This window comes from Pseudoclavibacter helvolus, assembly GCF_049707175.1.
Lineage (GTDB): Bacteria > Actinomycetota > Actinomycetes > Actinomycetales > Microbacteriaceae > Pseudoclavibacter > Pseudoclavibacter helvolus_A.
Genome location: NZ_JBNAFM010000010.1, coordinates 25339 through 44861 on the forward strand (window position 1 = coordinate 25339; position 19523 = coordinate 44861).

Here is a 19523-nt window from a genome sequence, read left to right on the forward strand (position 1 = left end):
CCGGCGTTCGGCCGGTGCCTGCTGGGGCGTCTCGCCTCAGCTGGCGGAGCCGGAATCCTCCGCAAGCGGCACGAACGCCTTGTGCAGTGCGACGACGCCGGCGGAGAGGTTGCGGTACTTGACGCGCTCGAAGCCCGCCTCGCGCAGCCAGGAGGCGAGTTCGCGCTGCGCGGGCCACGCGATGATCGACTCGTTCAGGTACGTGTACGCCTCGGGGTCGCTGCTCACGAGCTTCACGATGGTCGGCATGGCGAGCTGCATGTAGGCGCGGTAGCCGGTGCGGATGAGCGCCTGCGGCGGCGTTGAGAACTCCGCGATGACGAGGCGGCCGCCCGGCTTCGTGACGCGCAGCATCTCCTGCAGCGCGAGCTTCGGCTGCTGCACGTTGCGCAGGCCGAAGCTGACGGTCGACGCGTCGAAGGTGTTGTCGTCGAAGGGGAGCTTGGTGGCATCACCCTGCACGAACTCGATGTTCGGGTTCGCACCGTGGATGCGCTTGCCTTCGTCGATCATGCCCGCAGAGAAGTCGAGGGCCGTGACCTTTGCGCCCGCGTCGGCGAGGACCTTGCTGACCGTGCCGGTGCCGGCGGCGACGTCGAGGATTTTCTCGCCCGGCTGCGGTGCGATGGCGTGGCGCGTCTGCACACGCCAGCGCGGTGCGTTGCCCATGCTCAGGATGTCGTTCGTCTCGTCGTATTTCTTGGAAACACGGTCGAACATCGACGACACTTGCTCGGGTCGCTTGTTCAGGTCGGCTTTGGTCACCACATCATCCTACGTTGCGGCGCACGGCTCGCCCTGGCCGCATCCAGGCGGTTGGCTGGGGATAGTCTTGCCGTCGTGCCAGCCGTCAACACCCCCCGCTTGCGCGTGCGGACGATTGCAGTGCCGGATCCCGGCGATCTCCTCCGTTTCGCGTCGTCGACCGCACCGCTCGTGTGGCTTCGGCAGGGCGACGGTATCGTCGCGACGGGCAGCGCCTGGCGGGGTGAATTCGCGGGCGAGACGCGCATCCCCGACTCCGCGGCCGCGTGGCGTGAAGTCGTCGCAGCTGCCGAGATCGACGAGGCGGTCGACGCGACGGGCTCTGGCCTGGTCGCGTTCGGAGCGTTCGCGTTCGCCGCGGAGTCTGGGGCGCGCAGCGTCCTCGAGGTTCCAGAGCTGATCGTGGGCCGCCGCGGTGCGGTCTCGTTCGTGACGGCGATCACCGCCGACGGCTCCGAGCCGAGTCCACGGTTGCCCGACGACCGGGCACTCGGCCGGGTCGACGCGACCGCAACCCTCGAGGACGGCGTCATGTCGGCCGACGAGCACCGCCGCGCCATCGACCGCGCGCTCGACCTCATCCACACGGGCCACCTTTCGAAGGTCGTGCTCGCCCGTGAGCAGATCGGCGCACTGCCGGAGGGTGCTGACCGGCGCCGGCTGCTCGCGCGGCTCGCGGACGCGTACCCCGAATGCTGGACCTACGCGGTGGACGGCCTGACCGGCACAAGCCCGGAGACGCTTGTGCGCGTGCTGGAGGGCCAGGTCTCCGCCCGCGTACTCGCGGGCACGGCCCCGCGCGGCGGCGACGATGAGGCGGATGCGCGTGCCGAGGCACGGCTGCGCCACAGCGAGAAGAACCTCGCGGAACATCGCTACGCGGTCGAGAGCGCGCTCGCCTCGCTCGAGACGCTCGACACGCACGACGACCCCGGTACCGGCCTCACGAGCAGCCGCATCCCGTTCACGCTGAAGCTGCCGAACCTCTGGCACCTGGCGAGCGACATTCGCGGCACCCTGCCCGCAGGCGTGACCGTGCTCGACCTGGTGGACGCGCTGCACCCGACGGCCGCCGTCGGCGGCACCCCGACCACTGCCGCCCTCGACGCGATCCTCGCCCTCGAACCGTTCGACCGCCGACGCTACGCGGGCCCCGTCGGCTGGGTCGGCGCGGGCGGAGACGGCGAGTGGGCCGTCGCGCTTCGAGGAGCTGAGATCGACGCCCGCGGGGCGATCACGGCATACGCGGGCGGCGGCATCGTGGCCTCCTCCGACGCATCCGACGAGTACCGCGAGACGCAGCTGAAGTTCCGCCCGATCATCGAGGCCCTCCGCGGTGACTGACGCAACTCACGCCAACAGCAACAAAGCGCTCGGACGCACGGAGCTCCCCGAAGTCAACCGAGCGGCCGCCGCCGCGATGTGGGAGGACTACCGAGCAGCCCACCCGGGGGCCGCCGCGTCCGCGTCCGACTACACCGTCGAGTTCTTCGGCGACAGCGTAGAGCTCGCCAACGAGCTACTGGCGCTCGTGACACACGGACCAAAACGCGCCACGGCGAGCCTCGTCGAAGAGTTCGCCGAGGAGGACGAGCCACTGCCGCGCATCGGATCTCACTGGATCGCCTGCAACGGCAGCGGCTCACCGGCCGTCATCATCCGCAGCACTGAGCTGCGGATCGGCATCTTCGACAGCGTCGACGCGGCCTTCGCCTACGACGAGGGCGAAGACGACCGCAGCCTCGAGAGCTGGCGCCGCGAGCACCGACGCTACTGGGAGCGCACACGGGCCGCGGTCGGCCGCGAGTTCACCTCTGCGCACGAGGTGGTCTTCGAGCGCTTCAGCGTGGTCTGGCCACCCGAGCTCGCCGACTGAGCGGCGCGACCCACGCCGCGCAACCGCGCTCGCTTCGCCTACGCGCTCTCCGCGAGCCGCTTCTTCTCGACCTCAACGTCGAAGTCGGCGGCCGGCCACTGCAGGTCGAACCCACGCAGCGCATCCAGCAGCAACCCCTTCACGACAAGACGCGAGTACCACTTGCGGTTGGCGGGCACGCAGTACCAGGGCGACACCTCCGTCGACGTGCGCGTCAACGCGATGTCGTACGCCTCCTGGTACTCATCCCAGAGGAGCCGCTCGTCGACATCACCCGGGTTGTACTTCCAGTGCTTGTCAGGACGGTCGAGCCGCTCAGCGAGGCGAGCGCCCTGCTCGGCCTTGGAGATGTGCAGCATGACCTTGATGAGCTTGGTGCCAGAGTCCGCCAGCTCGCGCTCGAAGTCGACGATCGCCCCGTAGCGACGCTCGATCTCCTCCGGTGGCGCGAACGCGCGGACCCGCTGGATCAGCACATCCTCGTAGTGCGACCGGTCGAAAACGCCGATCTTGCCCGCGCCGGGCAGCTGCTTGCGGATGCGCACGAGAAAGTCCTGCTCGCGCTCCTCGGCAGTCGGCGCCTTGAACGAGGCGATCTGCACACCCTGCGGATCGACGCCGCCGATGACGTGACGCACGATTCCGCCTTTGCCTGAGGTGTCCATGCCCTGCAGGAGGAGCAGCACAGAGGGCGCCTCGTGTCCCGCGCGCGCGTTCGCGAACATGCGCTCCTGGAGTTCAGCGATCTCGTCGTCGTGCTCGGTAAACGCGGTCGCCGCGTCCGCCTTCTTCCCGCTGAAGCCGGGGGTCGAGTCTGGGTCGATCGAGCGCAGATCGAAGTCGGAGGAGACGCGCAGCACTGCTGCGTCTTCGGTGGTGAAGTGAGGCATGAGACCAGGCTAACGCCACCGACTGGCGCTATGCTTTGGCACCGCGACCGGCTCCCACGAAGCAGCGGGAACGGCGCTCGACAGAGGGAGAACCATATGGGCATCGAAGACATCACGGGCAAGGCGCAGGAGTTCCTGAAGGACCCGCGCGTCACCGAGGCGCTCAAGAGCGAGCAGGCCGAGGACATCAGCGACAAGATCCTCGACGGTGTCGCGGATGCGGCTCAGAAGGCGACCGGTGACAAGTTCACCGACCAGATCCAGGGTGCACGCGAGGCTGCCGACAAGCAGGTCGGCAACCAGTAGCAGCCTGCAGAGCGTTCGGAGGGCGTCCGGGACACCGGGCGCCCTCCGTCGTCGTTCTCACTCAGCGAAAGGTCGTTTGTCGTCGAGGCGACGTTCCTCCTCGCCCGAGTTCGGCACCGCGATGGTGCCGGTCTTGGGGTGCGTGGTGGGCATCCGGTCGCGCGCGTAGGTGATGCTCGAGTAGCCGTGCGGCTCAGGGAGGCCGTCGTCGCCGAGGCTCACGAAGACGATCTTCTCGATGGACAGGATCGTGCGACGCGTGATCATGTTGCGCACCACGGCGCGCATCGTCATCGAGGTGCGCCCGAAGTGCGTCGCGACGAGGCCCATCTCGATGAGGTCGCCCTGCTGCGCCGAGGCTTCGAAGTTGATCTCCGAGATGTATTTGGTCACGCACCGGTAGTTGCCGAGCTGGATGATCGCGTAAATCGCGGCCTCTTCGTCGATCCAGCGAAGCAGGCTGCCGCCGAAGAGCGTCCCGTTCGCGTTCAGGTCTTCCGGCCGCACCCACTTGCGGGTGTGGAAGTTCATGTCACCCTCGGCCGCGGCGAGCGTCTCAGGGTTGGTGGATGTGGGGGGCATCGTTCCTCCGTGGGTCGCGTCGGTGCCGTCCCGAGTCAGCATATGTCCTGACATTCGAAGATCGGTCGGCGCAGAGTACTCAGGCTCGCCGTCGTGCACCGCCCGACCGTTCCCGGGCAGCGCGATCCATCGGACCAAACACGGTCACCCGCGAGAGAGGGGCACCTCGATGAGCACGCGGTCGTGCTCCCGGGAGACGAGCGCACTTTCGAGCTCGGCGCGCGTTGCCGCGCGGAGGTAACTCCACCCGTACGCGGTCGCGAGCGCCTCGAGGTCGACCGCGGCAGGCGTGTACAGTACCCGCGCGTGCGCCTCCGCCGCGGCGGTGCGTGCGACCTCGAGGTCGTCGAAGATCGTGCCCCCGCCGTCGTTGCCGACGATGAGTTGCACTCGAGGCGCCCACTCGCCGCCCTGCCCCACCAGCAGCGACGACGCGTCGTGCAGCAATGTCAGGTCGCCGATGAGCGCGCGAGTCACGCCGCCCTGCGCGGAGACGGGGCCCGCGAGCTGGCTGCCGACGGCGATACCGAGTGTGGTCGCGACGGTGCCGTCGATGCCCGCAAGGCCGCGGTTCGAGTGCACGCGGATCGGCTTGCCCGGCACCAGGCCGTCGAGCACACGGATGAGCGTGGATGCGCCGAGCACCAGGCGGTCGTGGGGCCAGGTCGCGCTCCACACGGCCTCAACGAGCATCCGCCGGTCGACCTTCGTTCGGGCGACCGCGAGCTCCTGTCGCGCGAAGCGGCTCCGCACGGCCGTGTCGCTTGAGCGGGACGCCTCGATGTCGGGCGCCGGCGTGTGCTCGGACTCGGCTTCGACGATCTCGCGGCTCGCGAGCACCCACTCGCGGAGCCAGGCCCGCGACTCGGCGCGAGCATCCGCCTCCGCTGCTGGCACCGGATGCACCTGCACGGCGTCGACGCGCCTCGCGACCGCGTGCCCCGGGTTGTAGGGTTCGCCGCCCGTCGGACCGACCACGACGGCGTGCACCCCCTCGCGCGCCACGAGCTGAGGCACCTCGCGGCTGAGCGTGGGGTGGCCGAAGACGATGACCCGTTCGATGGCGTCGCGGAGGTCAGGGCGCGGCGAGTCCGCGCCGAGGAGCTGGCGGTACGCGAGCACGAGGTTGCGACCGAAGCGCGAGCCGCTCGTCGCCTCGGCGATGAGCGGCCAGCCGCCCTCGTGCGCGACCTTCTCGGCCTCAGCGCCAGCCGCGGCGCCGGCGATGACGATCGTGCGGGGCCAGGCGGCGGCCTCGATCTGGAGCGGCTCGGCGGGCAGCGAAGGCTGAGGGCAGGTGGCGGCGGGCTCCCCCGCGTTGACGGCCGATGCCCACGCCTCGAGCGCCGGCACCGCAACGCTCAGCGGCGCTCGGAACGCGAGGTTCAGGTGCAACGGGCCCTGCGACGTCGCCGCCGTTCGGGCGAGGGTCTCCGCGAGCGTCGGCTCGTCGGGTGCGCTGGTCGGTGCAGGCACCGCCTCGTGCGGCACGTTCGGGCCGAAGATGCCGGGCTGCGTCGTCGCCTGGTTCGCGCCAATGCCCAGTAGTTCCTCCGGGCGGTCGGCCGTCACCGCGATCAGGGGGATCTGGGCGTGGAAGGCTTCCAGCATGGCGGGGTGGAGGTTCGCGACCGCGGTCCCCGAGGTGGTGATCACCGGAACCGGGCGGCCCGTCTCGGCGGCGAGTCCGAGCGCGAAGAACCCGGCCGAGCGTTCGTCGATGCGCACATGCAAGCGCGCAGCGCCGACCCGCTCGAGCTCAGCCGCAACCAGTGCGAGCGCCTGCGAGCGGGAGCCGGGACAGACCACGAGATCGGTGACGCCGAAGCGCACGAGGCTCGTCAGGACGTCGAGGCTGAAGTCGGTCGCGGGGTTCCCGGTGCGTGGGAGCCTGACGGCGGGCGACGCGTCGCGCGCGTCAGCGGACGCCGCGGCAGGCTGAGAACTTGGAGCTTCCGGGTCGACGTGCCGGTCAGGCACGGGGCGACCCGTCTCCGTGCGTTCGGTCGTCCTTCTGCTCGATGGGCTCTTCGCCGTGCTCGGCGTCGTTCACCTCACCCTTGCGCGGCTTCTTGCCGCGTGGCTCCGGCTTCGCCGACGTTTCCGGCTTCGGGGGCTGCTCGCCCTCCGATGGCTCGTCGCCCGCGTCCTCGAGCGCGGTCACCGCGCCGCCCTCCGCGACGGGGCCCTTCGGCGCTGCCGACGGGAACTCCACGTCGTCGAGCGCCTTGAGCTCCTCCTCGAGCTTGCGGATGCGCTCTTCACTGTCGGACTCGATGCCGATGGAGCGGAGGAAGGTCTCGTCGTCGTCCGGCGTCGTCTGCACGGGCTTCGCCGCTGCACCGTTACCGCGCACCTTGCCGAAGAACAGCCACAGGAGGGGGCCGACCACGGGGACCAGCAGGATGACAACGACCCAGACGGGCTTCGGGAGTGCACGCGTGCGCTTCGCGTCCGTCATCGCGCAATCGACCACGGCGAAGATGGTCACCGCGACGACGATGACTGCGGCAGTAATGAGGAGGCGAGACATGGTCCCCCGAGGATACGCGACTTGGCTCCGCCCGACCTGGTGATGCCTCAGCCCTGCGCGAACCGGCATGCACCGACGCGGGGTGCCTCCCGCCGCCGGGCGGCCCGCATCCACACCGCTCGTAGACTTGCAGGATGAACTCGAAGCGCGCCTGGCTCGTCTACACCGTCATCAGACTGCTCGCGTTCGCCGTGCCATTCGCGGTGGTCATGCTGGCCCTGCCCGACTGGCAGTGGAACTGGCTCGCGGGCGCGGCCGTCGGCGCGATCATCAGCGCCTGCATCTCGGTGATCTTCCTGCGCGGCACGCGCCAGCAGATGGGTGCCGACCTGCAGCGCCTCAGCGAACGCAAGGATGCGCGCACCGCTGACGACAAGGACGAGGACGCCGCGCTCGACTCGAGCGAAGGGGCTCAGGCCGCGGAGGCGTCCGAGGAAACTTCCGAGGACCCGAACCCGGACGCCGCCCCAACGCGCTAGCGCACGTACCCGCTGAAGACGATGCCGAGCCCAAGCAGTAGCGCGTAGGCGAGCGTCGCGAAGCTCGTGAGCATCAGCGCGAGGATGAGCTCCTTCGGCTTGCGCGCCGTCGACGCGATGAGCACAGCCGGAGCCGCGAGCAGCAATGCGAAGAACGTGAAGATCGCGTTCCGGTAGGAAATGGCGAAGAGGATCGCGAGCACAAACGGCGCGAGCGTGAAGACACCGAAGAGCCAGCGCGCCACGACCGGACCCACCAGCACGGCGAGCGTGCGCTTCCCGGCGAGGCGGTCCTGCTCGATGTCGCGGATGTTGTTGACCATGAGCACGGCACACGCGAAGAGGCCGACTGCGGTGGCCATGACCCACACGTTCGTGGAGACGCTCCCGATCTGCACGAACGTCGTGCCTGCCGTCGCGACGAGCCCGAAGAACACGAAGACGAAGACCTCGCCGAGACCTGCGTAGCCGTATGGCCGCTTCCCCCCCGTGTAGAACCAGGCGGCAATGATCGCGGCCGCACCCACCGCAAGCAGCCACCAATGGCCGGACCTGACGACCAGGAAGAGGCCCGCGAGCGCGGCAAGGCCGAAGAAGATGAACGCCACGAGGCGCACGCGCTTCGGGTCGACGAGACCAGAACCCGTGAGGCGCGCGGGCCCGACCCGGTACGCGTCAGTGCCGCGGATGCCGTCGGAGTAGTCGTTCGCGTAGTTCACGCCGATCTGCAGGCACAGTGCGACCGCGAGGCACGCGAGCGCGCGCACCCAGTGGTACTCGCCGACCGGCCCGTCGACGATGGCCCCCGCAGTGCCGAGCACCACCGGGGCGACCGCGAGCGGCAGGGTGCGCAGGCGAGCGCCGGCGATCCACGCACGCGCATCCACCTTGCGGACCTCGCTGGCCTTCGGCCGGGGTCGCTGCGTCGGGTTCGGTCGCTGCTTGCTCCGCTGCTTCTGCTTCTGTTTCTGCGCCACGGAGCGATTCTAGATGGCGGCGTGACGCGGCCGTCCTGCGCCATCGAGGCGAATACCCCGCAATCAAGTCCGTCAAGCCATTCCCTGCCGGGCCGTGCGCTGGCACTATGAGGTCAGCGTTTCCCCAGACTCGAGCAACGTCCGCTTCAAAGGAGAACCATGACCTCTCGCTCACGACCGCGCGTGCGCGCAGCCGCCGTCGGCATCGCAGCAGCCGGCGCCGTACTGCTCGCGGCCCCCGTCGCCCTCGCCGCACCCGCCGATGACCCCGACGCCACCGCGACCGAGTACGTCGCGCTCGGCGACTCCTACTCCGCCGGCTTCGGCCTCGTGCCCTTCAGCGACGAGCCTGCCGCCGGATGCTTCCAGGCACTCGCCAACTACCCTCACCGCATCGCGGAGTCACTCGGCCTCGCCCTCGACGACCGCACCTGCAGCGGCGCCGTCACGGCGAACATCCGCGACGTTGAGCAGGTGACGGCCACCGGTGCCACCGCGCCCGTGCAGTCGGACAGCCTCTCCGAGACGACCGACGTCGTCACGCTCACCATCGGCGGCAACGACCTCGGGTTCGCGGACATCGCGACCTCCTGCGTCGCGGCGAGCCCCGTCGGCCCGCTGCTCCTCGACGATTCCGCGGCCAACTGCCGGTCGCTCTACGTCGTCGACGCTGGCGGCTTCGAGGTCGACATCCTGAAGGACCGCATCGACACGATCGTCGCGCCCGCGCTCGACGCCACGTTCAAGCTCATCGCCGAGAAGGCCCCGAACGCCGAGGTCGTCGTCGTCGGCTACCCGGCGATCACCCCCAACGCCGCGAACACGCCAGCAGGCGGCTGCTTCACACCGGCCATCACGCAGACCGGCTACACCGAGAACTCGTTCCCGTTCACCGACATCGACACGGCGTACCTGCACGAGACCGAGGCGCGCCTGGACGCGGCCATCAAGTCCGCGGCTGAGCTCAACGGTGCCACGTTCGTCTCGACCTTCGCGGAGACCGCAGCCAACTCAGCGTGCTCGACGACGGAGCCGTACGTGAACGGCATCACTCTCGAGGCCGGAACCGGCACCCCCGACGCCCCCGGCGTCTCGCTCAAGCTGGGCGCGCTGCACCCCAACGAGGCGGGCGTCGCCTACCTCGCGGCGACCGTCGGCGCAGAGGTGCAGGCGCTGCTCCCCGGCACACCGGAGCCCACGCCGACCGACCCGACCACCACGGAGACGAGCACGCCGACCCCGACCGCGACCGCAACCGCAACGCCGACCCCGACCGCAACCGCGACCGCTGAGCCGACCGCCACGGCGACCACCACCGCGAGCGCAACGGCCACGGCGACCTCGACGACCGCCCCGGCAACGGGCGGCAAGACACCTCCGGGTGCCCTCGCGACAACCGGCGGCGAGCCGATCGCTCCGATGGTCATCGCCGGAGTGCTCATTCTGCTCGGTGCCGGCCTCGGCACAACGATGCTGCTGCGTCGCCGCCGCTCCGACAGCTGACGCATCGCTGGCTGCGTCTCCCACCCACGAGCATCCACTGCGGGGTGGGAGACGCAGGCAGCGCCGAGCGGATGCGCGCACGTTTCCAACACGTGACGCGCCGCTCTCCGACACCCCGGGCGCGCGTGATGAAGCAGTTACTCCCCTGCAACCGCCGCAGCGTCCGCCGGCAACACACGCCGCCTAGCGTCGAACCACTGCTCACCTCCCCTAGGAGTCGCAATGGCAACGACAGTCGGCACCACGGCGCCCAGCGCCCCCGTCACCGAGCTCCGGCACCGCCCCGGACGGTGGATCGACAACTGGAATCCCGAGGACCCAGTGTTCTGGGCGAACGAGGGCAAGGCCATCGCGCGCCGGAACCTCGGCTGGTCGATCTACGCCGAGTTCCTCGGCTTCATCATCTGGCAGCTCTGGAGCATCGTCGTCGTGCTACTGCCGGCCGCGGGGTTCACACTCAGCACGAGTGAGTCGTTCTGGCTCATCTCCCTGCCGAGCCTCGTGGGCGCGACACTGCGCTTCCCGTACACGTTCATGGTCGCTCGCTTCGGCGGCCGCAACTGGACCATCATCTCCGCCTCGCTGCTGCTCATCCCGGCGGTGCTCCTCGGGTTCGTCGTGCAGGACCCGCAGACCCCGTTCTGGGTGCTGCTCACGGTCGCGGCCCTCGGCGGCTTCGGCGGCGGCAACTTCGCCAGTTCGATGGCGAACATCACCTATTTCTTCCCGCAGAAGGAGAAAGGGTGGGCGCTCGGGCTCAACGCGGCCGGCGGCAACCTCGGCACCTCCGTCGCGCAGCTCGCCGTGCCCATCGTGGTCTCGCTCGGCGCCGTCTTCGCGCTGGGCCTCCCCCTGGCCGGGTGGATGTGGATCCCGCTGATCCTCGTCTCGATCTGGGGCGCGTGGCGGTACATGGACAACCTGTCTTCCGCGAAGGCCGACTTCGCGGCGGCCGCGGCGGCACTGCGCGAACCGCACCTGTGGGTGCTGTCGCTCCTCTACATCGGCTCCTTCGGCTCGTTTATCGGGTTCGCGAGCGTGTTCCCCAAGCTGATCTCCGACAACTTCCCCGACTTCTCCTCGTTCCAGGTGGGCATGGCGTCGCTCTCCTTCGCCTTTGTCGGGGCCCTCGTCGGCTCGCTCTCCCGCCCCTACGGCGGCCGACTCGCCGACCGCTTTGGCGGCGCGAGGGTGACGATCGCCGCATTCGGCGTGATGATCGTCGGCTCGCTCGCCCTCATGCTGACCGTCGACTCGGGGTCGTTCTGGACCTTCCTCGCCTGCTTCATCCTGCTGTTCGTCGCGGCCGGCGTCGGCAACGGCTCGACGTACCGAATGATCCCCAACGTGTTCGCTGCGCGGGGCGCCGCGACCGCGGGAGACGCGCTCGCCGTGAACACGCAGCGCAAAGCGGCGGCCGCGCTCGGGCTCGTGTCGGCGATTGGGGCCTACGGCGGGTTTGTGATCCCCCAGGTGCTGGCCGCGGCGAAGAACGCCACCGACTCCTACGTGCCGGCCTTCGGCGGGTTCGTGGGCGCCTACGTGGTGCTGCTCATCCTGACCGTCGTCGTGTACGCCATCCCGCGTGCCTCGCTGGCCGGGCACCGGATCTGACATGACCGAGCGCATCGTCGTCATCGGGGCGGGCCCCGTCGGCATCCGCTTCGCCGAGGAGCTCCTACCCGCCGTCGAGGCCGGCAGGGTCAGTGTGACCGTGGTCGGCGCGGAGGCGACGGAGCCGTACAACCGGGTGCTCGTCGCCGAGTACGCGGCGGGCGAGATGGATGCGGACGGCCTGGTGATCGCCACTGCCGACGAGTTGCGGCGAGCGGGCATCGACCTGCGCCTCGCGGCCCGAGCGGTGCGCATCGACCGCGCCGCGGCTGCCGTCGTCCTCGACGACGGCGGCCTGCTCGGCTACGACCGCCTCGTGCTCGCGACCGGCGCCAGGTCGGTGGTGCCGAGACTCGACGGCCTCGACGAGCTCGGCGTCGACGCCAGCGGCCTCGACGCGCGGCTCACGACCGGCGTCTGCGTGCTGCGCAGTCTCGAGGATGCGGCCCACGTGCGGTCGGTCGTCGACGCCGGGGGTCGGGTCGTGGTGCTCGGCGCCGGGGTGCTCGGCATCGAGCTGGCCATGCTGCTCGCCGAAGCCGGCGCCACCGCGACGGTCGCGCACTTCGGCCCCATCCCCATGCCGCGCCAGCTCGACCGCGGTTCCGCATGGGTGCTCGGCGCCGCGCTCGCTTCGGCCGGTGTGACCGTGGTCCCGCACACGCGCGCCGAAGCCGTCATCGCGCGGGAAGACGAGGACGGCGTCCGCCGCTTCCGGGCGCTGGTCAGCGCCGACGCCAGACAGATCGAGGGCGACCTGCTGGTGTTGTCCTGCGGCACCAGGGCGCGCACCGAGCTCGCCGAGGAGGCGGGGCTCCGCGTCGGCCGCGGCGTACTCGTCGACGCGCAGCTGCGCAGCTGGAGCGACCCGCGCATCCACGCCATCGGCGACTGCGCGCACGTCGCCGACCCGTCGCTCCACCTGCACGAGCGCGAGGTGCCAGGCGGCCCGAATGGACTCATCGCGCCGGGCTGGCGGCAGGCCGAGTCGCTCGCGGCCGCCATCATCGCCGAGCTCGACGGGGTCACACCGCAGCCCCTCGCCGAAGAGCAGCCGGGTGTGGTCGCCCTCAAGGCCGACCGGGTCGACCTCGTGTCGGCCGGCGACGTCTCGGCCGAGCCGTTCGCCCCGGTCCCAGCTGGCGAAGAGGCGCCCGGCATCGCCGTGTGGTCAGACCCGCAACACGGCAGCTACGTGAAAATGGCAACCCGCGACGGGATCCTCACCGGCTTCGTCTGCGTCGGCCTGCCGCGCACCGGCGCCGAGCTCGGCGTGCTCTACCTGCGCCGCGGCGAGCTGCCCGCCGACCGGTCCCTGCTGCTGCGCCTCGACAGCGCAGACGAGCCCGAGGCACGCGCGAGCGGACGCGAGGCCACAGTCTGCATCTGCAACGCCGTGACCGTCGGAACCGTCGAAGACGCCATTGCCGACGGATGCGCCACCGTCGCCGAGGTCGGCGGCTGCACGCGGGCGGGCACCGGCTGCGGCGGCTGCCGGGCGCGCATCACCGAGCTGATCAACGCGGCGGCAGGGGTGCCCGCATGACCGCCACGCACTGCCCCTACTGCGCCCTCCAGTGCGCCATGACCCTCACTCCCACACCCGACGCCCGTCTCCCCGTCGAGGTGAGCGGACGCGACTTCCCCACCAACCGCGGAGGCCTGTGCAAGAAGGGCTGGACCTCCGCGGAACTCCTCGCCGACACGGGGAGGCTCACAACCCCGCTGCTGCGCGGGGCCGACGGCGAGCTCCACCCGGCCTCGTGGGACACCGCCCTCGACCTGATCGCCGGACGCCTCCGAACCATCGCCGAGGAGAGCGGCCCGGACGCCATCGGCGTCTTCGGCGGCGGCGGGCTCACCAACGAGAAGGCGTACCAGCTCGGCAAGTTCGCACGCATCGCGCTGCGCACCTCCCGCATCGACTACAACGGGCGCTTCTGCATGTCATCGGCCGCTGCCGCCGCGAACCGAGCCTTCGGCATCGACCGGGGGCTCCCGTTCCCACTCAGCGACCTCGACACCGCCGAGACCGTGCTGCTGCTCGGATCCAACGTCGCCGACACCATGCCGCCGTTCGTCTCCCACCTCCAGGGCGCACGAGCCCGGGGCGGACTCCTCGTCGTCGACCCGCGACGCAGCTCAACGGCCAGACTCTGCGACGACGGCGGCGGCATCCACCTGCAAGCCGTGCCGGGCAGCGACCTGCCGCTGCTGCTGAGCCTCACCCACGTCGTGCTCGCCGAGCGTCTCCACGACGCCGACTACGTCGCCGCACGCACCACCGGGATCGACGAGCTGCGCCGATCAGTGTCCGCCTGGTGGCCGGAGCACGCGGAGACCGTCACGGGCGTGCCCGCCACCCGCATCCGCGAGGTGGCCCGCGCGCTCGCCGCCTCCCGCTCCACCTACATCCTCACCGGGCGCGGCGTCGAGCAGCACGTCGACGGCACCGACACCGCGGGCGCCGCGATCAACCTCGCCCTGCTCCTCGGCCTGCCGGGCACGGCCGGGAACGGCTACGGGACCCTCACCGGACAAGGCAACGGCCAGGGCGGCCGAGAGCACGGGCAGAAATGCGACCAGCTGCCCGGCTACCGGAAGATCACCGACCCCGCGGCGCGCGCCGCCGTCGCCGAAGTCTGGGGCGTCGACCCGAAGCACATTCCCGGCCCGGGCGTGCCCGCCGTCGAACTCCTCCAACAGGCGGGAACCCCCAGCGGGGTCCGGGCGCTCCTCGTGCACGGCTCGAACGTCGTCGTGTCCTCGCCGAACGTCGACACCATCCGTGCCGCGCTCTGCCGCCTCGACCTGCTCGTCGTCGCCGACTTCTTCCTCTCCGAGACGGCCCGCATGGCCGACGTCGTGTTGCCGGTGCTGCAGTGGGCCGAAGAGGAAGGCACCATGACCAACCTCGAGGGGCGAGTGCTCAGACGCCGCAAGGCCGTGACCCCACCCGAGGGTGCCCGCAGCGAGCTCTGGCTCTTCGCCCAGCTCGCCAGACGCCTCGACGCACCCGGCACGTGGAGCCTCGTGCCGTCCGAGGTCTTCGACGAACTCGCGCGGGCCTCCGCTGGCGGCCCCGCCGATTACTCCGGGCTCAGCCACGAACTGCTCGACACCGGCATCGAAGCCCACTGGCCCTTCCCCGCGGGGTCGACGGGCACGCCGCGTCTCTTCGCCGACCGCTTCGCGCATCCCGATGGCAAAGCCCGCATGTTGGCCGTGCGCGCCCGCCCCAGGAAGCAGGCCAGCGGCCACGACCTCAACCTCGTCACCGGGCGCCTGCTCGAGCAGTACCAGAGCGGCACCCAGACGCGTCGAGTCGGCGAGCTCACCGAGAAACGACCGGCACTCGTCGCGCAACTGCACCCCGCCACCGCCCGCGACCGGGCACTGAACGACGGCGACCGCATCCGCATCACCAACGCACACGGCACCCTCTACGCGCGCGCCGAGCTCGACACGAGTATCCGCCCCGACACCGTCTTCCTGCCGTTCCACTACCCACACGGTGAGAGCGCGAACCTGCTCACCAGCTCAGCCACCGATCCCCACTCGGCCATGCCCGAGTTCAAGCACGCCATCGTCTCCGTCACCGCCGCCTGACCAGAAGGCCGAGGCGAGGGATGCTCGCCGCGGGTGCACGGGATGCTCGCCGCGGGGTGCCCGACGCGGCTCGCCTGCGGAGGGCCGCGACGCCGCCGACGTCAGGCCGGAGCGACGAGCCGCTCGACGAGCTTCGCGAGGGAGCGACGGTCGGGCTTGCCGCTCGGTAAGTACGGGAGACGCGGCACGACCACCAGCAGCGCGGGGCGTGCGGCCCGGCCAGCGGCGGCCGTCGCCTCGCGCACCGCGCTCCAGCGAACGTCGGCCGCGAGCTCTCGCGCCTGCAGCACCCTCGGTGCCTCCCCGGCACCGGCCGTTCCCAGCCACGACCCGCCCTCCACGACCAGCGCGGGCACCTGCCCCCACTCCTCAGATGGCGCCGCGACCACGACCGCTGCCTCGAGCCCCGGCTGGCGGCGCACGATGCCCTCGACCGTGTCGAGCAACACCTTCTCGCCCCCGGACACGATCACGTTGTCGAGCCGCCCCGTCACCACGAGCCGCTCCCGGCCGGTCGCCTCGTCGACCTCGAGGCGGCCGCCATCGCTCGTGCGATACCAGCGCTCACCGTCGTCCTCGACGAAGGCCCCGGCGGTGCGCTCCGGATCGCCGAGGTACCCGGCGGCGAGCACCGGGCCAGCCAGCTGCACCTCGCCGTCGCGGATGCGCACCCTGACCCGGTCGAGCGGCTCCCCGTTGTAGAGGCTCCCGCCGCTCGTCTCGCTCGAGCCGTAGCTCGTGACGAGCTTCCAGCCCAGCGCTGCCGCACGCGCACGGAGCGCCTGCGGCAACGACTGCCCGCCCACGAGGATCGCGTCGAAGCGAGCCACCGCGCGGGCCACGGGCGTGTCAGCGGGGGCCGCTGCCAGCTCCGCCTCTGCGGCGTCGAGGAGTCGCGCAAGCTGCGCGGGAACCAGCGAGACATAGCGCCGTTCGCCGGTCAGCCGCGCTGCGGCTCGAGCGAACCCTTCCGCGGTGAAGTGCTCATCGGCGAGGACGACTGGTCGGGTGCCCGCGAGGATCGACCGCATCACCACCTGCGCGCCCGCGACGTAGGACGCGGGGAGCGTCAGGAGCCACTGGCGGGAGGGGCTGTCGGCCGCTCCGGTCCCCGCGGCCACTTCGGCCCCGGCTTCGGACCCAGCTCCCCGACCGAAGAGCTCGTCGAACCTGGCGTAGGTCGCCGTGGCGGATGCGCGCAGCGCCTCGGCCGTGAGCATGACGCGCTTCGGCGCGGCCGTCGAACCGCTGGTCTCAATGACCAGGACCACGTCGTCAGGCACCCCAGGGAGCGCCTCTGCCGGGGCACCGGGAGCGGCAGGTGTGCCCGCCGTCGGCAGCACGGCGGGCCCCTCGCCGCTCAGCGCGCGCTCGAGCGCCGCCGCGACCTCGGCAGGGTCGCGCGCATCCACCCGCACCAGCAGACGAGGGCCGTGAGTTGACCCTCCTAGAACTGCCACGGGAACGGCGACCAGTCGGGCTCGCGCTTCTCGAGGAACGAATCGCGCCCCTCGACCGCCTCGTCCGTGCCGTACGCGAGACGCGTCGCCTCGCCCGCGAAGACCTGCTGGCCCACGAGGCCGTCGTCGACCGCGTTGAACGCGAACTTCAGCATGCGGATCGCCGTCGGCGACTTCGTCAGAATCGTCTCGGCCATGCGCACGGCCTCGACCTCGAGCTCCGCGTGCGGCACGACGCGGTTCACGGTGCCCATCTCCATGGCACGCTCGGCCGAGTACTCCTCTGCGAGGAAGAACACCTCGCGGGCGAACTTCTGCCCGACCTGCTTCGCGAAGTACGCGGACCCGTAACCCGCGTCGAACGACCCGACATCCGCGTCCGTCTGCTTGAACTTCGCGTGCTCGCGCGACGCGATCGACAGGTCGCAGACCACGTGCAGCGAGTGCCCGCCACCCGCGGCCCAGCCGGGAACCACGGCGATGACAACCTTCGGCATGAAGCGGATGAGCCGCTGCACCTCGAGGATGTGCAGGCGGCCGTTGCGGGCCGAGTCGATCGTGTCCCTCGTCTCACCGTCGGCGTACTTGTAGCCGTCGCGGCCGCGGATGCGCTGGTCGCCGCCCGAGCAGAACGCCCAACCGCCGTCCTTGGGGCTCGGCCCGTTGCCGGTCAGCAGAACCACGCCGATGCGCGGGTTCATACGCGCGTCGTCGAGCGCGCGGGCGAGCTCGTCGACGGTCTGCGGGCGGAACGCGTTACGCACCTCGGGTCGGTTGAAGGCGACCCTGGCGATTCGACCCGTCACGTCGTGGTGATAGGTGAGGTCGGTGAGCTCCTCGAAGCCCTGGACGGTGCGCCAGCGCTCGGCGTCGAAGAGTTCGGAGACGAAGGCAGTCATGCCACAACGCTAGCCGACTCCGCGCGGGTCACCCGGTGCGGGTGCCGTGCCGGTGCTGTGCCGGTGTCGGTGTCGGTGTCGGTGCGCTCGGGGAGGGGCTACCAGAGCGGCGGCGCGACGGGCAGCGTGCCACCGTTGGCCATGAGCTGCACGAGCGTGTTGCCCACGAGCCACGCCGGCGGGGCACCGAACGGCAGGCCCAGGATGAACGCGAAGATCGCCGCGCCGCGTGCGCTGTTGAAGATGATGCCCCAGAGGGCGAGCACGATCGTCAGGAACCCGGCGATGCCCGCCGTCAGCAGCCACATCTCGATCTCGAACTTGCGGTCGATGCCGAAGAGGTTGGAGGCATAGAAGAACACGAAGACGTCGGCGAGCACCGTGATGAGCACACCGAGCAGCGCCCAATGCCCGGCAGACCAGCGGCGGGGGTTGAACGCGATCTCGTACCAGGTGCGCTGCACGACCGTGCCGTGCCGATACTGCGGCTTCTCGTAGCCGGGTCGTCCCGCGCTCGACACCGGGCGGACGGGCTGCCGCGGCGCCGGGGCAGCACCCAGCAGGCCGTCGTCGAAGTCCTCGTCGGCCGGCGGTGGGCTGAAGCGAGGTGCTGGGCTGGAAAGATTCGTAGACATAAGGGTTTCCGCGTCGGTGAGACCGATCGATGCCTCAGCCTAGCGCGCTCCGCGCTGATCGCATCCAGCTCGAGATGCGCTCCCGAAATCGGTTCGCCGTCTCGGGACTCGCACCTCGCCTCAGGACCCGCGCCGCATCTCGGAACTCCCCCTCGGAACTCCCGCTCTCGTCTCGGGATGGGTTTCTCACTTCGGGATGGGTTGCAAGCCATCCCGAAGTGAGAAAGCCATCCCGAAACGCAGAACCTGTCGGTGCGAGACGGTGCGAGACGGTGCGAGACGGTGCGAGGCGGTGCGAGACGGTGCGAGGCGGCAGGCGGGGCGCGAGTGGGTGCGGGGCCAGGCAGCACGCGAGACAATGGGCCGATGCAGCTGCCCGAGATCGACGACCTCCTCGCCCGCACGCACGTGGTGACGCTCCCGCTCGTCACACGATTCCGCGGGGTGGATGCTCGCGAGGTGGCGATCATCCGGGGGTCGGTCGCGTGGAGCGAGTTCTCGCCCTTCCTCGAGTACGAGGACGTGGAGGCGGCGAACTGGCTGCGCGCCGCGATCGAGTTCGGCTTCGACGCGACCCTCCCCCGGCGCGCGGAAGGTGAGATCTGGGTGAACGCGACGGTGCCGGCCGTCGATGTCGCGGCGCTCGACGGCGTGCTCGCCCGCTTCGACGGCTGCCGAACCGCGAAGATCAAGGTCGCTGAGCGGGGGCAGACGCTGGCCGACGACGTCGCGCGAGTGGCGGGAGTTCGCCAGCGCCTCGGCGCGGATGCTCGCCTGCGGGTCGACGCGAACGGCGGGTGGTCGGTGAGCGAGGCGGTCGACGCGCTCCGCGCGCTCGCCGGCTCAGAGCTCGAGTACGCCGAGCAGCCGTGCGCGACCACGGCGGAGCTCGTGGAACTGCGTGCGCGACTGCTCGAGGACGGCATCTCGGTGCCGATCGCGGCCGATGAGTCGATCCGAAAGGCCCAGGACCCCCTCGAGGTGGCTCGCCTCGGCGCAGCCGATGTGGTGGTCGTGAAGATGCAGCCCCTCGGCGGCGTTCGCCGCGCGGCCGCCATTGTCGAGTCCGCCGGGCTGCCCGCGACCGTCTCGAGCGCCCTCGACTCCTCGGTGGGAATCGCGATGGGCGCGCAGCTCGCCGCCGCGCTCCCCGAACCCCGCCACGACGCGGGGCTCGGCACCGCGTCCCTGCTCGCGGAGGACGTCGTGACCGAACCGCTCCGCCCGCGCGCCGGGCGCATCCCGCTCTCCCCCGTCACGGTCGACGAGGAGGCGCTGCGGCGCCTAGCCGCAGCCCCGGGGCGTCAGGACTGGTGGCGCGAGCGCATACGCCGCTGCCACGCACTGCTGGCGGAGCTTGACTGACACCACGCTGCGCCGCCGCGCAACTGTCGC

At 70.7% G+C, this 19523-nt stretch carries 18 protein-coding genes; 9 read left to right on the plus strand and 9 right to left on the minus strand.

Translation table 11 applies throughout. The features are described from left to right. Window positions 1-36: 36 nt before the first annotated feature. A complete protein-coding gene (locus ACPYN9_RS09590) occupies window positions 37-765 on the minus strand; it encodes a class I SAM-dependent methyltransferase (RefSeq protein WP_424466041.1) in 729 nt (242 codons plus the stop codon). A 75-nt stretch (window positions 766-840) separates the two neighbouring features. On the opposite strand from ACPYN9_RS09590, the gene ACPYN9_RS09595 reads away from it, so the two are divergent. Both ACPYN9_RS09595 and ACPYN9_RS09600 read left to right on the plus strand, forming a co-directional pair. Further along, window positions 841-2109 (plus strand): isochorismate synthase, encoded by a 1269-nt coding sequence (locus tag ACPYN9_RS09595; RefSeq protein WP_424466043.1) that lies wholly within the window; start codon window positions 841-843, stop codon window positions 2107-2109. Between the two features lie 76 nt (window positions 2110-2185). Then, window positions 2186-2641 carry an ASCH domain-containing protein gene (locus tag ACPYN9_RS09600; protein WP_424466219.1) on the plus strand — a complete coding sequence of 152 codons (456 nt, stop codon included), beginning with the start codon at window positions 2186-2188 and terminating at the stop codon, window positions 2639-2641. A gap of 38 nt (window positions 2642-2679) precedes the next feature. On the opposite strand, the gene ACPYN9_RS09605 is transcribed toward ACPYN9_RS09600, so the two are convergent. Then, window positions 2680-3531, minus strand: coding sequence for a PPK2 family polyphosphate kinase (locus ACPYN9_RS09605; protein ID WP_424466044.1), 852 nt, complete (start codon window positions 3529-3531; stop codon window positions 2680-2682). 96 nt (window positions 3532-3627) lie between these two features. On the opposite strand from ACPYN9_RS09605, the gene ACPYN9_RS09610 reads away from it, so the two are divergent. Next, a complete protein-coding gene (locus tag ACPYN9_RS09610; protein WP_424466046.1) occupies window positions 3628-3837 on the plus strand; it encodes an Rv0909 family putative TA system antitoxin in 210 nt (69 codons plus the stop codon). Window positions 3838-3894: 57 nt separating this feature from the next. Here ACPYN9_RS09610 and ACPYN9_RS09615 read toward each other — a convergent pair whose 3' ends face one another. The 3 genes from ACPYN9_RS09615 to ACPYN9_RS09625 form a co-directional block, all read right to left on the minus strand. After that, a complete protein-coding gene (locus ACPYN9_RS09615; protein ID WP_424466048.1) occupies window positions 3895-4419 on the minus strand; it encodes an acyl-CoA thioesterase in 525 nt (174 codons plus the stop codon). Window positions 4420-4563: 144 nt separating this feature from the next. Then, entirely contained in the window at window positions 4564-6399 is a 1836-nt protein-coding gene (gene menD / locus ACPYN9_RS09620; RefSeq protein WP_424466050.1) for a 2-succinyl-5-enolpyruvyl-6-hydroxy-3-cyclohexene-1-carboxylic-acid synthase, read from the minus strand. Continuing rightward, the gene (locus ACPYN9_RS09625) at window positions 6392-6952 is read right to left on the minus strand and encodes a PLDc N-terminal domain-containing protein (protein ID WP_424466052.1); all 561 of its coding nucleotides are present in this window, start codon (window positions 6950-6952) and stop codon (window positions 6392-6394) included. The genes menD and ACPYN9_RS09625 overlap by 8 nt, the downstream gene beginning before the upstream one ends. A gap of 134 nt (window positions 6953-7086) precedes the next feature. Between ACPYN9_RS09625 and ACPYN9_RS09630 the strand changes: the two genes are divergently transcribed. Beyond that, the gene (locus ACPYN9_RS09630) at window positions 7087-7431 is read left to right on the plus strand and encodes a DUF4229 domain-containing protein (protein WP_424466054.1); all 345 of its coding nucleotides are present in this window, start codon (window positions 7087-7089) and stop codon (window positions 7429-7431) included. Here the strand turns inward: ACPYN9_RS09630 and ACPYN9_RS09635 are convergent. Next, window positions 7428-8408, minus strand: coding sequence for a 1,4-dihydroxy-2-naphthoate polyprenyltransferase (locus ACPYN9_RS09635; RefSeq protein WP_424466056.1), 981 nt, complete (start codon window positions 8406-8408; stop codon window positions 7428-7430). The genes ACPYN9_RS09630 and ACPYN9_RS09635 overlap by 4 nt on opposite strands. Before the next feature lie 159 nt (window positions 8409-8567). Between ACPYN9_RS09635 and ACPYN9_RS09640 the strand changes: the two genes are divergently transcribed. The 4 genes from ACPYN9_RS09640 to ACPYN9_RS09655 all read left to right on the plus strand — a co-directional run bounded on the left by ACPYN9_RS09640 (window position 8568) and on the right by ACPYN9_RS09655 (window position 15134). Beyond that, window positions 8568-9911, plus strand: coding sequence for an SGNH/GDSL hydrolase family protein (locus ACPYN9_RS09640; protein ID WP_424466057.1), 1344 nt, complete (start codon window positions 8568-8570; stop codon window positions 9909-9911). 222 nt (window positions 9912-10133) lie between these two features. Beyond that, complete coding sequence (locus ACPYN9_RS09645; protein ID WP_424466059.1) at window positions 10134-11525, plus strand: MFS transporter; 1392 nt, start codon at window positions 10134-10136, stop codon at window positions 11523-11525. Window position 11526: 1 nt separating this feature from the next. Beyond that, a complete protein-coding gene (locus ACPYN9_RS09650; protein WP_424466061.1) occupies window positions 11527-13071 on the plus strand; it encodes an FAD-dependent oxidoreductase in 1545 nt (514 codons plus the stop codon). After that, the gene (locus tag ACPYN9_RS09655; protein ID WP_424466063.1) at window positions 13068-15134 is read left to right on the plus strand and encodes a molybdopterin oxidoreductase family protein; all 2067 of its coding nucleotides are present in this window, start codon (window positions 13068-13070) and stop codon (window positions 15132-15134) included. The genes ACPYN9_RS09650 and ACPYN9_RS09655 overlap by 4 nt, the downstream gene beginning before the upstream one ends. 101 nt (window positions 15135-15235) lie before the next feature. Here ACPYN9_RS09655 and ACPYN9_RS09660 read toward each other — a convergent pair whose 3' ends face one another. From ACPYN9_RS09660 to ACPYN9_RS09670, 3 genes are all read right to left on the minus strand, one after another. After that, a complete protein-coding gene (locus tag ACPYN9_RS09660; RefSeq protein WP_424466065.1) occupies window positions 15236-16546 on the minus strand; it encodes an AMP-binding protein in 1311 nt (436 codons plus the stop codon). A 35-nt stretch (window positions 16547-16581) separates the two neighbouring features. Continuing rightward, window positions 16582-17493 (minus strand): 1,4-dihydroxy-2-naphthoyl-CoA synthase, encoded by a 912-nt coding sequence (locus ACPYN9_RS09665; protein WP_424466067.1) that lies wholly within the window; start codon window positions 17491-17493, stop codon window positions 16582-16584. Between the two features lie 98 nt (window positions 17494-17591). After that, on the minus strand, window positions 17592-18128 hold the full coding sequence (locus ACPYN9_RS09670; protein WP_424466069.1) for a hypothetical protein: 537 nt from the start codon (window positions 18126-18128) through the stop codon (window positions 17592-17594). A 366-nt stretch (window positions 18129-18494) separates the two neighbouring features. Here ACPYN9_RS09670 and ACPYN9_RS09675 point away from each other — a divergent pair, with 366 nt between their 5' ends. After that, entirely contained in the window at window positions 18495-19493 is a 999-nt protein-coding gene (locus ACPYN9_RS09675) for an o-succinylbenzoate synthase (protein ID WP_424466070.1), read from the plus strand. Window positions 19494-19523: the final 30 nt, after the last annotated feature.

Bases quoted from the DNA above. Each gene is read 5' to 3' on its own strand.
- ACPYN9_RS09600 (WP_424466219.1), top strand. From the start codon at position 2,186: ATGTGGGAGGACTACCGAGCAGCCCACCCGGGGGCCGCCGCGTCCGCG.
- ACPYN9_RS09605 (WP_424466044.1), bottom strand. From the start codon at position 3,531: ATGCCTCACTTCACCACCGAAGACGCAGCAGTGCTGCGCGTCTCCTCC.
- ACPYN9_RS09610 (WP_424466046.1), top strand. From the start codon at position 3,628: ATGGGCATCGAAGACATCACGGGCAAGGCGCAGGAGTTCCTGAAGGAC.
- ACPYN9_RS09615 (WP_424466048.1), bottom strand. From the start codon at position 4,419: ATGCCCCCCACATCCACCAACCCTGAGACGCTCGCCGCGGCCGAGGGT.
- ACPYN9_RS09625 (WP_424466052.1), bottom strand. From the start codon at position 6,952: ATGTCTCGCCTCCTCATTACTGCCGCAGTCATCGTCGTCGCGGTGACC.
- ACPYN9_RS09630 (WP_424466054.1), top strand. From the start codon at position 7,087: ATGAACTCGAAGCGCGCCTGGCTCGTCTACACCGTCATCAGACTGCTC.
- ACPYN9_RS09640 (WP_424466057.1), top strand. From the start codon at position 8,568: ATGACCTCTCGCTCACGACCGCGCGTGCGCGCAGCCGCCGTCGGCATC.
- ACPYN9_RS09645 (WP_424466059.1), top strand. From the start codon at position 10,134: ATGGCAACGACAGTCGGCACCACGGCGCCCAGCGCCCCCGTCACCGAG.
- ACPYN9_RS09650 (WP_424466061.1), top strand. From the start codon at position 11,527: ATGACCGAGCGCATCGTCGTCATCGGGGCGGGCCCCGTCGGCATCCGC.
- ACPYN9_RS09655 (WP_424466063.1), top strand. From the start codon at position 13,068: ATGACCGCCACGCACTGCCCCTACTGCGCCCTCCAGTGCGCCATGACC.
- ACPYN9_RS09665 (WP_424466067.1), bottom strand. From the start codon at position 17,493: ATGACTGCCTTCGTCTCCGAACTCTTCGACGCCGAGCGCTGGCGCACC.
- ACPYN9_RS09670 (WP_424466069.1), bottom strand. From the start codon at position 18,128: ATGTCTACGAATCTTTCCAGCCCAGCACCTCGCTTCAGCCCACCGCCG.
- ACPYN9_RS09675 (WP_424466070.1), top strand. From the start codon at position 18,495: ATGCAGCTGCCCGAGATCGACGACCTCCTCGCCCGCACGCACGTGGTG.